This window comes from Nitrosomonas sp. Nm33, assembly GCF_900107265.1.
Taxonomy (GTDB): Bacteria; Pseudomonadota; Gammaproteobacteria; order Burkholderiales; family Nitrosomonadaceae; genus Nitrosomonas.
In genome coordinates this window covers 1-14,232 of the sequence record NZ_FNPJ01000077.1, presented here as the reverse complement: position 1 = coordinate 14,232, position 14,232 = coordinate 1, and the positions used below count along the sequence as shown (strand labels likewise).

The following is a 14,232-nucleotide window of genomic DNA, read 5'->3' as shown; positions in this document are numbered from 1 at the left end:
TCGCCGGGGTAAGATTTGTTATAACGCTTTGCCTCGCGTTTCAGGCGCTCCTGGATGGACTGCTCGACTTTGGCTAAGCGCTTGAGGCCGTACTGGATTGTTTTAAAACGTTGATTGGTACTGTCGCGGGGAACAAACTCCTTGAGCCTTGCCCGTTTGAGAACGGCGTAGACCGTAGGCCTTGAGACCCGAAAGCGTTCGGCAAGTTGGGATACTTTCCAGCAGCGAGTCTGGTAAAGCTGCCACAGCTCCTGACGATCAAGTGGCGTAAGTCTTATATGTTTGTGCATGTTCATTTACAGTATTCTCCACAATACTGTAAACAACGCTAGAAATTCTTACAACTTGGGTATTTAAGACAATCACCACCATTCCAATCGCAATCGTAGTTGATATCACTTTCATGACAATTACTCCCTGTTTTGCTTAAGATTAATGATGCCTAAACATTTTAGAAAAAAGCCAATATTCTGTCTGAATCAATAGTTCCGCCTACAAAGAATCCAGCCTTGCTGCTTGTATTAAACCGAAATAAGCCGAGATAAGTGATTTATTAATGTCCCTCACACGGTAGTTAAGGGATTATTTTTTACTCAAAGGATGGTTGGGAAAAGAATGGTCATCATCAACCCCCGGCCACGCTGGGGGTTGATGCTTTCTATAATGATTAATGCATTTCTCTGACACCAGATTCATGCATATGACTCAAAGCTTCTTCGGCATGTTTGGTTCCTACATCAGCATGACCCATGTCAGCGTGCTTGATGGCTTGTTCTAAATGGTCAATAGCCATATCCATATGAGCATCAGCACCCAATTGCTTTGCTGCCTTGGCATGTTCCAAGCTTACCTTCGCATGCTCGGACAGATCTTTGGCATGCCCCATTTTTCCATGCTTTATGGCTTCCTCAACATGCTTTGTTGCTTCCATCTTCTCTTTTGTATCCGTTGCATAGGTTGGGGTGCTCAAGAAAAATGCCAACATTGCAATTGCAAAAATAGTTGATATCGCTTTCATGACAATTACTCCTTATTTGGTTAAAGATTAATCATGTCAAAACATTCTCGCAACGATCGTGCCATCCAACTCCACAACTTCAGGAAAAGAGTTAGTCTGCTAAGTATTTCTCTCAGACTTAATAGCACGTATTTTCTTTATAACATATATTTTAAGAAAACAATATTGTTCATGCGGCCAAGTAATTTATAAAAAATCTGATAATAATCAGGCTAGATTATCGGTCATGCTTACCAACGAAATTAACCGTTGATTATTATGCTATGCGAGATAATTATTTGGTTAATGCTCTTGATAGCGAACTAATTAAGGAAATACCCTAATTTTTTATTCTATAGATAGATGATTGGAAAGAATACTTGCTCTCATCTCGTTTATCTCCCAGACGACGGGATGCGTGTACTTTTTGTTACACTCAATGAGTAGATTCAGATTCTTGCATAAGACTCATTGCAGTTTTAGTATGATTGGTTGCTGCACCGGCACGATGCATCTCAGCATGCCTGATGGCTCCTTCTAAATGCTTAACAGCTTGTTTCATATGACTATCAGCACCAGAATTGCTTGCCGCTTGAGCATGCTCCATACTTTCCTTGGCATGAATAAGCAATTCTTCGGCACAACCCATTTTTCCTTGCTTTATGGCTTTCTCAGCATGTTGTATGGCTTCTGCTCTATGATCAGTATCTTCTGCATAAACTTGAGTATTTAGGAAAAAAGGAAATATTCCAATTGCAATAGTAATAGTAATAGTAGTTGATATTACTTTCATGACAATTATTCCTTATTTGATTAAAGATCAGTCATGAATGCTAAGTGATAACAAATAAGGGGAGCAATAATGCAATTGCATACATTTCTCCTCAGACTTAATAGCACGTAATATTTCTCTTACAGCATAAATTGCAAGAAAACAATATTGCTTAGGTAGTTTGGTAATCTGCTGGAAGCAATCGTATCGTCTGACAAAATGTAAAACGCCATCTTTACAGGCTTCTTTGTTGTTTATCTCCTGAGGTTTGAGAAAAAAATCTGTATGCTGACGGCATGATAAATTTTTAATAACAATTCTATTGTCATGCTGGGTATAAGATTGACTTTGACCTTTGATGGCTTTCGCAGGATCACACACATGCCGGAAGCAATGTCAGTCGGTTTTATTGTGCAATATTCAATCATGCCCTTGTTGTCATGGGGGCGGTTTCCTGTTGGATTATTATTTTGCCTATATCATAGGCTATCAATCGCAGAACGCCCCCTCCCCCACGATTTCTATTCAGAAGTACGAGGTTCATAAAAAACAAATTCAACACCTCTGCTTAGTTTCCCGAAAATTTAACCTAGATCCCGCTTCAGGTCACACCCAGATTTCCGCTAGGGAGATTATTTAACCTAAAAACCGCAGCTGACCGCTTGATTGGAGAGCTAAATCCATGACATATAGAGGCATTCCCGGAATTTTCTCATTCACCAGAATGGTGAGGCCGCTACGAGGAGCATCATGTGTCGCTTCAGGCACGAATGCGGCGTTGCTCTTCGTTGCAGGGGACGGCCCTGCGGCCTCATCGCGCCTTGCCTCGCCACCTGGATCACCGCACGCTCCACCCCGTCCAACTGCGGTTTTTAGGTTTAATAGCAAATCTGGGTTAAATATCTCTTTACACTCTATGGTACCTTCTCAAATAGCGATTCGATGAGAAAAGCATCGTCAAAATGCCGACGTCCGTTAAAAGCAGTGGCATGACGTCCCCATTGACGCATTCCACCAGGCGAACGTATACCCATTGGCCATAGAATAAAACGCTCAAATCGTTCCGTTCCGGTAATCAGTCCATAGGTACTGAACAAGCTGTGATATCCTTCATCGGAAGGCAGAGAACGCAATACATCATAATCTTCCCACATCATCGATTGGCTTGCCGGTCCCGCAGATGATTGACCATTAAATACGCTATCATGGTAAACCCTTTGAATAAAATGGGTCTGGTGAGCGATACGCAGCACCAGCGGCAGTTGTTCAGGTGCCGGCTGCGGCAGTAGTGGCGATTCAAAATAGAGGAAGGGCAAATCTTTACGCAAACGCAGCTGATCACTCAGGAAAAATTTGTGGTAGCAACCGCAGTTATGGATAGCATCGTAAAGCAATGGCTTGCCATCAGATCCTAAAGTGACGCGCCAGTTGATGCCGTCAAGTAGACCGGCATAAATATCATTTCCTGGACGCGCTCGAAACCAGACGATGTAATTAAGCTGGAGCAACACCTGATTGCCGAAACGGGTGTGGGAAACCCTGCGATAGAGTATCGGGCGTGTTGTATCTACTATTGGTCCATTTTGCCAGTGCATCATGCCAATGCGATCATTTTCATCCACAACATCCACTTCCCATATCGGAGCAAACGTATCGAAAAGCTGGTTAAGTTCATCAGCGGTTGGCAACGGGATCCCAAGCGGATCGAGCGAACGGTACAGAATTTCGCTGATCTGGTGAGTATTGGGAGATTTATCAGATAACCAGGCATCCGTCGCATTAGGTATGGCAAGGGATAGCGGTACCCAACGAACCAACTTACCTTCAACAGGCAGCAATGCCAGCGGCGTAGCGAAGACATCGTGTGTTTTGCGATGCCATCTAGATATTCCGACTCCAACAATAGGTGCTGTCAGCGGATAAAGACCGACCACCTGCCACCAGGTGACATAATCATCTGGAACATGAACCCTCTCGCGCAGCCGAGCGCGCTGCTTTGGCTTCGTGAGATCGGTCTTTATTAATCGATCCCGACAACTATTGAGTTCTTGAAGCAAGGCTTCTTTTCGCTCCTCCGTCACTGAGGAAGGAAGATTGCGCAACTCTGATGCACGCGCCTGGGCGTCAAGATTAGCCATATGACCGATCCATGCTGACCACTGAAGTGATTCATCGTTTAATTCATGACTGAACGAGGCCAATAGACGTGTCGTGCGGAGGTATGGAAAACCCTCAACCGACGATGAACCGTAATCGCGTACACCCGCATTGTCAATCACAGTGTCAATTTCTTGATATAAAGCTCGGCAAGTCGTCTCGGCAAGATCTATCGGTGCAGTCGGTTTAGTTCTTACTGCCATGCAACCGGTCAGGAACAGAAAGCTGGCGATAAGAATTATTTTTACCCCACTCAACATAATGCGGCCTGAATTGTTGGAATTATCCATAATACTTCCCTCCTCATGGGCTATTGAATGTCACTTGCTATCAGTGCCTATGAAATATTGCTGCGCTAAAAGGGGTCAACTTTACCCTCCATACCCCCTGAATCGACATACTTTTTCATGCTGGCCAACGAGCGGGCTATCAGGTCTTTCTTGAATATATCTTCAATAAAGGTTGGGATACTCTTCACTGATATTATGCAGCCGTAGCGTCCCAGTGTTTTACCTTGGCCAAACGGATAGAAGCGCCAGAAGCCACGCAGTTCCAGAAGGTCGTTATTGAACTTTGGATCGAGCCTCCAAAATAAACTAAGACTCTCCTTATCAAAGGTAAGGTTCACGCGGTAATTAAAGGTCAAAAAAGCATATCTGGCTTTGAACTCAACCGTTTCTTGCTGAGGGCTCTTGGTGATGACCTTGATCTCTTCGAGCTCTTCGAGATATTTAACTTGGTCTTCAATGCGATTTAGCAGGTTCCACGTCTTTTCAGGGAGTTGATTAAAGATAACAGCGGCCTGGATTAATCCAGAGTGTTCTTGCCTGACTAAATCAGTAACAGTAAAAACAATCTCGCCATTAACTAGTCGTTGTCTTTGTTCGGTGTTCAGATTTTTGAGACCATCAGAGCCGAAATCGGGGGTGACAGCAAAGGACAGCGTAGAGATCAAGCAAAGTATCCCAAAAACTCCTTTAATAATTTTTTTCACCATACCAACCCTCCTCCTTGGATATTTATTGAATCCATATCTCTAGCGGAAGTTGCATATCATCACTAGCCTTGAGTGAAAATACTGAAGGAAAAGGACATCACAAAGATAAATTTGCATTAGCAAGCTGTTGAAAAACTATCTACGTTGCCGCTGCGGTGTTAAAAACAGGCTCAAAATGCTCATTTATCAAGTATAAACTCCACTTTTTTCGCCTGCTTTTGCCTATCATCGACTGCCTCGAATACGTTTTTCTATAACCTGCCAGGACTTCCATAATTACTTTCTAGCTATTTCCAAAAACTGCTCAGCAGAAAACATTTTTTCTCATATCTAATTTTCAGCGCTGGACGTTTAGGTAACAACATGGCAGAGTATTGCCAACACCACGTTAAGAGGATGGGTATCAAATATCATGAAAATCCATCAGTTAACTGAAGAGCAGGCCTATACCAGTTTACGCAGTTATCCCAATGGCTTGTCAGAACAAGAGGCCCACCGGCGACTGCTGGAATATGGTGCGAATCGCGTGGAAGAAGTCGAAGAAAAGCGCCTGTTACCCAGCTTTATTCAGGAATTCACCCATTTCTTTGCATTAATCTTATGGCTGGCTGCCATACTGGCTTTCATTGCTGAGTGGAATGAGCCAGGCCAGGGCATGGCAATGCTGGGCTACGCCATTATCGGAGTCATTATCATCAACGGTGTGTTTTCCTTTTGGCAAGAATATCGTGCACAGGCAGCAGTCGCAGCATTGCGCAATCTACTGCCCCATCAGGTTAAAGCCATGCGTGATGGCACCATCAGACAAATTCCAGCCGAGGCGTTAGTGCCGGGAGATGTCATTCACCTAACCGATGGTGATATCGTACCGGCTGATTGCCGTTTGCTCGAAGCCTTTGGCGTACGCGTCAATAATGCCACGATTACGGGGGAATCTCTCTCTAAAGCATGCAGCACCGGTCGCTCTAGTGAAGATGAAGCACAGAACAGCCACAATGTATTGCTTGCTGGCACCATCATGGTTTCTGGGGAAGCCAAGGCACTGGTCTACGCAACAGGAATGCACAGCGAATTTGGCAAAATTGCACACCTGACTCAAATAGCTGGCACAACCCTGTCGCCGCTACAGCTTGAAATCAAACGATTAAGCCACCTCATTGCCATGCTCTCAGTATGCTTTGGTGCCGTGTTTTTCTTGCTTGGTTTGTGGCTGGGGCTGCCTTTCTGGACTAACCTAATTTTTGCTATTGGCATTATCGTTGCCAATGTCCCAGAAGGATTGCTGCCGACGGTGACGCTTGCATTAGCAATGGCTACTCAGCGCATGGCAAAGAAAAATGCATTAGTGCGCCATCTTCCCGCAGTGGAAACACTGGGTTCCACCACGGTTATTTGCACGGACAAAACCGGTACACTGACGCAAAACCGTATGACGGTGAAGCAATTGTTTCTGTCGGGGAAATTCTGTCTCCCCGTAGAAGTTGACCGATTGCGAAATCACCCGTTATTAGCTGTTGCCAGATATTGCCATAACCTCAAGCAAGGAGAGATCGAAGGCAAACAAACTTTACTGGGTGATCCGATGGAAATTGCATTGTTTGAGCTGGCACAAACGGCTATGACGGCATACCCTGATCACACACAGATAGCCGAGATTCCTTTCGATACCGACCGTAAGCGCCTCTCACTGGTATACCGAACAGCCAAGGATGACAAGCTGTATTGCAAAGGTGCGCTGGAAACAGTATTGCCACTCTGCCACGACATTTATCTGGAGGGTACAACCCAACCTCTGGATGAAGCCCAGCGCCAGCAGTTGCTTGATGCGCAAGAATATATGGCAGAACAAGGGCTGCGCGTGCTTGCACTGGCTTTTCGCTGCTGCCCTCCGAAGACCGAGCTTGAGCATCTGGAAGAAAAGCTCACCTTATGTGGTTTGGTGGGAATAGAAGATCCGCCTCGGGCAGAAGTTCCCGCGGCTATTGCTCAATGCCGCTCGGCAGGCATCAAAGTGATCATGGTTACGGGTGATCATCCCCATACCGCCCGGGCGATCGCCAGGGAAATCGGCCTGGCACAGAACCCGCTGATCATCGTGGGTGATGAATTACGCCACCTGTCGCAAATTCAACTGCAACTGACATTGGATGCCGAGGAAATCATCTTTGCCCGTGTGGGGGCTGATCAGAAAATGCGCATCGTGCAGGCACTGAAGAAAAAAGGGGAAATCGTGGCAGTCACTGGTGACGGCGTCAACGATGCTCCTGCGCTGAAAGCCGCGGACATTGGCATCAGCATGGGCATTTCTGGAACAGATGTCGCCAAGGAATCTGCCGATATCATTTTGCTCGATGATAATTTTGCCCATATCGTGTCGGCTATCGAGGAGGGGCGGACGGTTTTCGAGAATATCCGTAAATTCATGACATATATTCTTACCCACATTACCCCCGAGCTCGTTCCCTATCTTGCATTTGCGCTATTCAAGATTCCGCTGCCGCTGCCCATCGTGCAAATTCTTGCAGTGGATCTGGGGACCGACATTCTTCCAGCGCTGGCGCTGGGTGCGGAGGCACCGTGCAGTGACGTCATGCAAAAACCGCCGCGGGCACGCAATGAACGATTACTCCACTGGCCCTTACTGGGACGCGCTTATCTTTTTCTGGGTGTGATGGAAGCGATAGCTGCCATGGCGATGTTCTTTTATGTTCTGAATAATGGCGGTTGGCAATATGGGCAAGTACTGTCTGCCGATCATCCGCTTTACTTGCAGGCCACCACCGCATGCCTGTCAGCCATCATTGTCATGCAGATCATGAATGTCTTCCTCTGTCGTCATCCGACGGAATCTACCTTTCGCTTTGCGTGGCTTGGTAACCGCTTACTGCTGCTGGGCGTTGCAGTAGAGATTAGCTTGATCCTGTTGATCGTCTATACGCCATGGGGCAACCGCCTGTTCGGTACTGCACCCATCAGTATCGATGTCTGGTTATATGCCATTCCCTTTGGTTTGGCCATGTTGATGCTGGAAGAGCTGCGCAAGGCCTTGCTGCGCTATTTTAACAAACAGAACCGTTAAATCCACCCAAGCTCTAATTCCATTTTCAAATCAAACCTGACGCGAAGGCGAGTCGCAGACAGTATAAATAATACGGCAAGAAGAGCCGACAAAATCAGGTTTGATTTGAAAATGGAATAAGCTAATTTCTCTCTTTTTTTATTCTGATTGATCACATAAACATAAATCAACGCACTCGCTGCGGCTGCAAAGAAGCACCATACCGAAGCAAACGTTTCCCTATAGGCATAAAAAGCTACCAGGAAACCCAGCGTGATCAGGATACCGGTGATGTTCAAGAACCGATCGCTTGCCAGGATGAAAGGCACGCAGGTGGCAAACAGATACATAGCCCGCACAAATTGCTGGCCTTCCACCTCATGCCCATAACGGATATTGTCATTAACAATATAAGCTACGATTGGTTCGCTGATCAGGCCAATGATGGTATAGGCTGCCAGCCCCAAGCCCACTCCTATCATGGAAATCATTACTTTTCCGGTGCGGCTCTCTGTCTCCCCTTGATAAAGGGCGAGCGGCGCATAAAAAGGCCATATCACACCAATAAAAATCCCGTATAAATTGGCCAACCAAAATTGTGCCCCTGGCATCTCCCCATTTTCCAGAGCAACCCATAGCAATCCTTCCGTAAACTGCTGAAGCGCAAATATCAGTGGAATGAATGCGATGAAGATATCTTTGCTATTCTTAACCTTTCTGATTGCGTTCACACTGACAATCGAAAGCGCGCCGCTGACGATAAAGCTGGCTTCTGCTGAAAAACACATCGTGTAATGACTATCCTAAAAATTAATAGGTAGATAGATTACCGAAATACTCGGAAGAGACGTATTGTTATTGTATATGGCTGCGCAATAGCTGGAAATGCCTTAAATCAGGCGAACAAAAGAAAGGAAAGGAAAGGCAGATGAAATATGCTCATGCAGCCTCTGTCTTTGCAACTAACTTAATGATATGCTCATGCAGCCTCTGTCTTTGCAACTAACTTAATGTTTAGGCCATGAGACAAAAATGATTCGAGTGATACAGCCTCTATGCTCACTGACTTACCTCAACCCTTTTAACCTCCAGATTAGGAAGAAGGAATAAACAAAATAAAGTAGCCGCACCAGAAAGAATAATGAGTGGAGGCAAATATCCCTCAAACCAGTTAACCAACATCCAAGAACCCATCACAGCCGACAACTGAGCAAAGCCATTTATTACCGACATCAGTACTGCAAAAGTAAAACCTTCTGCCCTTTCAGGGCAGGCTTTGCCGGCAAGCGTAAGAATAGCTAGAAGGGCAATCATGCTGGTTATGCCAAAGAAGAAGGACAATGCAATAAACAGTTCACCACTATAAGGGGTCGGCGTAATCGCTCCCAGGTAGGAGAAAGTGCTCAGGGCGCTTGTAATGATGCTAAAAACAAGTTGAAAATCAATACTGCGATTACTGATGTATTTACCATAGAGCCAGGCTCCGAGAATTGAACCCGTTGAGCCTATAGCCCCCAGATGGCCGATGAACGATTGAGAAAATTTGAGTGTGTCGGTCATATGGTAGTAGATTGGAATACCAAAGCCTGGGCTAAAATTCCACAAGATTAAAAATAACATAGTGGCCCAGAGTAATCGACTTTGAAAAGTTTCACGTAAACCCGTTACTGTGGCTTTTAATGAAACGAGATCCATTGTGGTTTTTTCTTCTTTTACTATTAGCCAGCTAAGAATTGCTATTATTGCTGGAGCGACCATGGTGATTATGGCGGCTGTACGCAAACCTGTATTAGGATCAGCCATTTCCGCTAGCCATCCACCCAATATTGAGGTAACTATTTGAGCAACATAAAACCAGAACCACTGTACAGCCTGAAATTGAACAATCATATTGAATTTCCGGCCATTTTCTACCATTAAAGCATCAATAATGACATCTGAGGCGGCTGTTCCTATAGCAGTTAGCAGAAGCGCCATGATTAATTGATCGCCATCTGCTATTTCAGCTAACCAAAGATAGCCAATACAGGTAAGTATGTTCAAAACTAAAAGCCAAGACTTACGACGATATCCAAACAGAGAAATAAAATCGCTAACCAAGCCATATAGGGGCTTAATAGCCCAAGGAATAGTTAGAATAGTCAGGTAATTAGTAGCACCTACTTCGTTCAACTGCATTACTTCCTTAAGATAATAGTTCAGAGGCAGGCTTATGAGGCCTCCTGATTGAGCAATACCTTGGGCGAAATAGACAATGCCAAAGAGAAAAATAAGATGATTAACATAAGAACTGTTAATCGATTCCTGGCTTGCGAGAGGAGGAGTATTTTCCATGAATGTTACTTTTGAAAGGTGTTACCTTTGGTATGATAAAAACAACCTCAATTAATTAGAAAAATTATTATTACATTTTTTCGGTTAAATACTCGTGAGGTGTTTTCTTCCCAATAAAAACTGTTTGCGGCACTTCCGTGATAACATTCCCTATGACAAGACAAAATCAGCATCGTTTCAAGGGTTAAAGTTAGAAGTTAAATAAAATCGGAGACCCAAAAAAACTGATTCAATTTCTATCATGACAATATCCCACTCTCCTCAATCTGCTAGCAACAATGGAATGCTTACACTCATGGTGGGAGCTATCGGTGTAGTGTACGGTGACATTGGCACCAGTCCGCTTTATGCTATGAAAGAGGCTTTCAGCGGTACACATGCTCTTTCACCCGAGCCACAGAACATACTTGGTTTTCTCTCGCTGGTTTTCTGGGCACTTACTATTGTGGTATCTGTCAAGTATGTACTTTTCATGATGCGCGCTGATAATAAGGGTGAAGGTGGCATCATGGCACTGATTGCATTGACGCAACGGGTGGGGAAAGAAAATTCACGGTTACGCTGGCTACTCGCTTCACTTGGGTTGTTTGGAGCGGCACTCTTTTATGGTGACGGAATGATTACTCCGGCCATCTCGGTGCTTAGCGCTGTGGAGGGTATAGCGGTTACCACTCCAGCACTGGAATCCTGGGTCATTCCTTTTGCGGTAGTTATTTTGGTATTGCTGTTTCTGTTTCAACCACGCGGCACCGCTGGAGTGGGAAAATTGTTTGGTCCAGTCATGGCAGCTTGGTTTCTGGCATTAGCGCTCCTGGGGGTAATCAACATCATTCAGCATCCCTTTGTGCTCAAGGCGATAAACCCAATCTATGGTCTTGATCTGCTGTTACAGCATGGATGGTTTGGATTTCTGGTGTTAGGCACTGTAGTACTCGCAATCACCGGTGCTGAAGCGCTCTATGCCGACATGGGGCATTTTGGTCGGAGACCGATCCAGTTCGCCTGGTTTGGGTTTGTCTGGCCAGCGCTATTGTTAAATTATTTTGGGCAAGGGGCGCTGCTGATGAGTGATCCAATGGCTGGGCGCAGCCCCTTCTATCTAATGGCGCCCTCTTGGGCACTTTATCCTCTGATTGCTCTTGCTACAGCTGCAACGGTAATCGCTTCGCAGGCAGTCATCACAGGCGCCTTCTCGGTCACTCGGCAGGCTATCCAGCTTGGTTATATTCCTCGGATGCAGATGCTACATACTTCAGAGCGCGAGATAGGACAAATTTATATTCCGTTTGTGAACTGGGTCCTAATGCTGGGTGTGGTGGCACTAATAGTTGGGTTTGGCTCCTCAAGTAATCTAGCGGCAGCTTACGGTATCGCTGTAACCGGCACTATGGCCATTGACACACTGTTGGTCTTTTTTGTGATTTATGGTCTGTGGCGCTGGCATTGGTCAGCGGCAATCGTCATCATTATCTTATTTCTAATAATTGATCTTGCTTTCGTCAGTGCCAATCTTACGAAGGTAATTCACGGCGGCTGGTTCCCGCTGCTCATTGCCACAGTTATCCTTACTCTTCTAACTACCTGGAAGAAAGGACGCAGCATTCTGATTCAACGCCTTCAGACTGATACAATTGATATCGACTTTTTTCTTACCAGCATTGAAAAGGAGCCACCGGCTAGAGTACCGGGCACAGCAGTGTTCCTGACCACCAGTTACACGGGTGTGCCTCATGCCCTGCTTCATAATCTCGCGCACAATAAGGTGCTACATGAGCAGGTAGTGCTGCTGACGGTAGTCACCGCTGATGTACCATTTGTACCGGCGGATGAACGCATTGAGATTAAATCACTGGGGAACGGCTTCTATCGTGCTCTCTTCCACTTCGGCTACATGGATGAACCTGATATTCCAGCAACTCTGGCACAATGTGAGTTGCTAGGACTGGAATTCAATATGCTTGAGACTTCCTTCTTTCTCAGCCGGGAAACCCTCATTTCTACCCCTTTTCCAGGTATGGCACCGTGGCGCGAGAAGCTTTTTATTACGATGGCTCGCAACGCCTCCAGCGCTATGACGCTGTTCAAGATTCCAGCCAACCGTGTAATTGAGCTGGGAACACAAGTTGAGTTGTGAGTCAGCTACTTTCGCTCGCTAGAGTATATTCTCAATAACAATACTCACCAGACTAATGAAATTTGATTTGACTAACTAAAAGTAATTCTGGAAGAAAACGTATGCGCTGAGAAACTCACTACGTAACCAATGTATAACATACTAAGGTAATGATTAATATCCCTATAAAATTAAGTACCAAACCTTCACGTACCATACGGTCAATTGGAATCATGCCAGTTCCAAAGGCAATGGCGTTGGGTGGGGTTCCCACTGGTAACATAAATCCATAACTCGCACTCATTGCGGCAGGCACCATCAATAACGCCGGATCGACGCCTGCGGCTAGTCCTGCTGGACCAAGAATCGGCATCAACAAGACAACAATTGCTGTATTGCTAGTAATTTCAGTAAGAAAGGTTACTGCCAGTGCAATAGTAGCAATGATGACCAACGGGTGCAGATTGGATAGTACTGTCAGTTGTTCAGCTATAGATTTGGATAATCCCGATTCAACAAATGCTTGGGCAATGGCGATACCTCCTGCGAAGAGAATGAGAATACCCCAAGGCACTTTCACCGCGGTCTCCCAATCCAGCAACTTTCCATCTCGTCCATTGGGAATCAGAAACATGGTGATGATAGCAATCAGAGCAACAGTCGCATCTGTTGCTCCCTTCACACCCAACCAGGCACCCCAGCCCCCAAATGGCTCGGTACGAGTCACCCAGGCTAAAACAGTAAAACCAAAAATAATTAGAATACGCCGCTCTTCTGGCCGCCATGAACCAGGCTGTGGCAAAGAAAGCTCACCGACATAAGTCAGGTTGCGTGTCAACCACATCCCTGCCAGCGGCGCCATTAACAGAACAATGGGCACTCCCCAGCTCATCCACTGCGTAAAGCTCACGGCTGTTCCAGTGAAATTCTGGTACTCCTGCATGAAAATCAGATTTGGAGCGGTACCAATGGGAGAACCCAAACCGCCAATGCTACTGCCATAGGCGATGGATAGCAGAAGAGGCAAAGCGAGTTTTTTATCACTACTCTGATCGATAACAGCAAGTGCAAGTGGCAGCATCATCAATGTCGTTGACGTATTGGAGATCCACATGCTCAGCAAAGCAGTCGCGCACATGAAACCCAATACGATGCGTCGGCTGCTATTTCCCCCAGCTAGCCTTACTAACCCCAGAGCAAGGCGGTGATGTGCTCCAGAATGCGCCATTGCGGCAGAAATCATGAATCCACCGAGCATCAGTAAAATCATGTCGTTTCCGTAGGCTTTTGCGATTTCTTCTTTTGACAAAACGCCAACTAGTGGAAAAACTGCTAACGGAATGAGAGAGGTAACCGGTATCGGAATGGGTTCAAAAATCCACCAGATGACACAAAGCATTATCACTGCACCTGTCCAGCAGGCTTTGACATCCCAGCCGTAGAAACTCATGCTTGCGGCAAGCCCTGCTGCAAGCAGAGGACCTGTGATTAATGCCCATTTACGAAATATATGCATAATGATTAATTCACTACGATGAGATGTATAGAGATCCAGGAAAAAGCTGGAATTCTATTACTTAACTTTTTTGTATGCTAGGGTCTGTTGACGTTTTGAGATAAGTATTTCATAAATAGAAGCAAACTCGTAATATTGAGAGGTTCTCACACCACCAATAAAACGAGTTTGCGATGCCCCGATTGATGCTTACTGATGAGTTCTGGTCGAAGCTGGAGAAAATTCTGCTTCAAGAAGCGATTTATAACAAGCGCAATTTGCGCATGACGATAGAAGGTATGTTATATC

General features: G+C 45.5%; 12 protein-coding genes and 1 pseudogene. 4 read left to right on the top strand and 9 right to left on the bottom strand.

All coding sequences use genetic code 11. The annotated features are described in order from the left end of the window. The 3 genes from BLV54_RS12750 to smbP (BLV54_RS12740) all read right to left on the bottom strand — a co-directional run. Nucleotides 1-296 (bottom strand): helix-turn-helix domain-containing protein (locus tag BLV54_RS12750; protein WP_218132396.1); only part of this gene is annotated, 296 nt, incomplete at its 3' end. A 371-nt stretch (nucleotides 297-667) separates the two neighbouring features. After that, entirely contained in the window at nucleotides 668-1,018 is a 351-nt protein-coding gene (gene smbP, locus BLV54_RS12745) for a small metal-binding protein SmbP (protein ID WP_090572032.1), read from the bottom strand. 415 nt (nucleotides 1,019-1,433) lie between these two features. Further along, nucleotides 1,434-1,790, bottom strand: coding sequence for a small metal-binding protein SmbP (smbP, locus tag BLV54_RS12740; protein ID WP_090572031.1), 357 nt, complete (start codon nucleotides 1,788-1,790; stop codon nucleotides 1,434-1,436). 306 nt (nucleotides 1,791-2,096) lie between these two features. Here smbP (BLV54_RS12740) and BLV54_RS15720 point away from each other — a divergent pair, with 306 nt between their 5' ends. After that, on the top strand, nucleotides 2,097-2,315 hold the full coding sequence (locus BLV54_RS15720) for a hypothetical protein (protein ID WP_143032518.1): 219 nt from the start codon (nucleotides 2,097-2,099) through the stop codon (nucleotides 2,313-2,315). 90 nt (nucleotides 2,316-2,405) lie between these two features. Here BLV54_RS15720 and BLV54_RS12735 read toward each other — a convergent pair whose 3' ends face one another. The 3 genes from BLV54_RS12735 to BLV54_RS12725 all read right to left on the bottom strand — a co-directional run bounded on the left by BLV54_RS12735 (nucleotide 2,406) and on the right by BLV54_RS12725 (nucleotide 4,923). Beyond that, a complete protein-coding gene (locus tag BLV54_RS12735; RefSeq protein WP_090572030.1) occupies nucleotides 2,406-2,657 on the bottom strand; it encodes a hypothetical protein in 252 nt (83 codons plus the stop codon). Between the two features lie 26 nt (nucleotides 2,658-2,683). Beyond that, on the bottom strand, nucleotides 2,684-4,216 hold the full coding sequence (locus BLV54_RS12730) for a hypothetical protein (protein WP_090572029.1): 1,533 nt from the start codon (nucleotides 4,214-4,216) through the stop codon (nucleotides 2,684-2,686). Between the two features lie 65 nt (nucleotides 4,217-4,281). Then, complete coding sequence (locus BLV54_RS12725; protein ID WP_090572028.1) at nucleotides 4,282-4,923, bottom strand: SRPBCC family protein; 642 nt, start codon at nucleotides 4,921-4,923, stop codon at nucleotides 4,282-4,284. A 412-nt stretch (nucleotides 4,924-5,335) separates the two neighbouring features. Between BLV54_RS12725 and BLV54_RS12720 the strand changes: the two genes are divergently transcribed. Then, a complete protein-coding gene (locus BLV54_RS12720) occupies nucleotides 5,336-8,002 on the top strand; it encodes a cation-translocating P-type ATPase (protein WP_090572027.1) in 2,667 nt (888 codons plus the stop codon). On the opposite strand, the gene BLV54_RS12715 is transcribed toward BLV54_RS12720, so the two are convergent. Then, nucleotides 7,999-8,769, bottom strand: coding sequence for a DUF6629 family protein (locus BLV54_RS12715; protein WP_090572026.1), 771 nt, complete (start codon nucleotides 8,767-8,769; stop codon nucleotides 7,999-8,001). The genes BLV54_RS12720 and BLV54_RS12715 overlap by 4 nt on opposite strands. Nucleotides 8,770-9,040: 271 nt before the next feature. Beyond that, nucleotides 9,041-10,315 carry an MFS transporter gene (locus tag BLV54_RS12710; RefSeq protein ID WP_090572025.1) on the bottom strand — a complete coding sequence of 425 codons (1,275 nt, stop codon included), beginning with the start codon at nucleotides 10,313-10,315 and terminating at the stop codon, nucleotides 9,041-9,043. 283 nt (nucleotides 10,316-10,598) lie between these two features. Here BLV54_RS12710 and BLV54_RS12705 point away from each other — a divergent pair, with 283 nt between their 5' ends. Further along, nucleotides 10,599-12,449 carry a potassium transporter Kup gene (locus tag BLV54_RS12705; RefSeq protein WP_256329470.1) on the top strand — a complete coding sequence of 617 codons (1,851 nt, stop codon included), beginning with the start codon at nucleotides 10,599-10,601 and terminating at the stop codon, nucleotides 12,447-12,449. Nucleotides 12,450-12,567: 118 nt separating this feature from the next. Here BLV54_RS12705 and BLV54_RS12700 read toward each other — a convergent pair whose 3' ends face one another. Continuing rightward, nucleotides 12,568-13,944 carry an SLC13 family permease gene (locus tag BLV54_RS12700; protein ID WP_090572023.1) on the bottom strand — a complete coding sequence of 459 codons (1,377 nt, stop codon included), beginning with the start codon at nucleotides 13,942-13,944 and terminating at the stop codon, nucleotides 12,568-12,570. 173 nt (nucleotides 13,945-14,117) lie between these two features. Here BLV54_RS12700 and BLV54_RS15715 point away from each other — a divergent pair. Next, nucleotides 14,118-14,232, top strand: a pseudogene (locus BLV54_RS15715) (IS5/IS1182 family transposase); the annotation flags it as partial.

What these genes read in the sequence shown, in the direction of transcription:
- smbP (WP_090572032.1), bottom strand. Translation starts at nt 1,018, where the DNA reads ATGAAAGCGATATCAACTATTTTTGCAATTGCAATGTTGGCATTTTTC.
- smbP (WP_090572031.1), bottom strand. Translation starts at nt 1,790, where the DNA reads ATGAAAGTAATATCAACTACTATTACTATTACTATTGCAATTGGAATA.
- BLV54_RS15720 (WP_143032518.1), top strand. Translation starts at nt 2,097, where the DNA reads ATGCTGGGTATAAGATTGACTTTGACCTTTGATGGCTTTCGCAGGATC.
- BLV54_RS12730 (WP_090572029.1), bottom strand. Translation starts at nt 4,216, where the DNA reads ATGGATAATTCCAACAATTCAGGCCGCATTATGTTGAGTGGGGTAAAA.
- BLV54_RS12725 (WP_090572028.1), bottom strand. Translation starts at nt 4,923, where the DNA reads ATGGTGAAAAAAATTATTAAAGGAGTTTTTGGGATACTTTGCTTGATC.
- BLV54_RS12720 (WP_090572027.1), top strand. Translation starts at nt 5,336, where the DNA reads ATGAAAATCCATCAGTTAACTGAAGAGCAGGCCTATACCAGTTTACGC.
- BLV54_RS12715 (WP_090572026.1), bottom strand. Translation starts at nt 8,769, where the DNA reads ATGTGTTTTTCAGCAGAAGCCAGCTTTATCGTCAGCGGCGCGCTTTCG.
- BLV54_RS12710 (WP_090572025.1), bottom strand. Translation starts at nt 10,315, where the DNA reads ATGGAAAATACTCCTCCTCTCGCAAGCCAGGAATCGATTAACAGTTCT.
- BLV54_RS12705 (WP_256329470.1), top strand. Translation starts at nt 10,599, where the DNA reads ATGCTTACACTCATGGTGGGAGCTATCGGTGTAGTGTACGGTGACATT.
- BLV54_RS12700 (WP_090572023.1), bottom strand. Translation starts at nt 13,944, where the DNA reads ATGCATATATTTCGTAAATGGGCATTAATCACAGGTCCTCTGCTTGCA.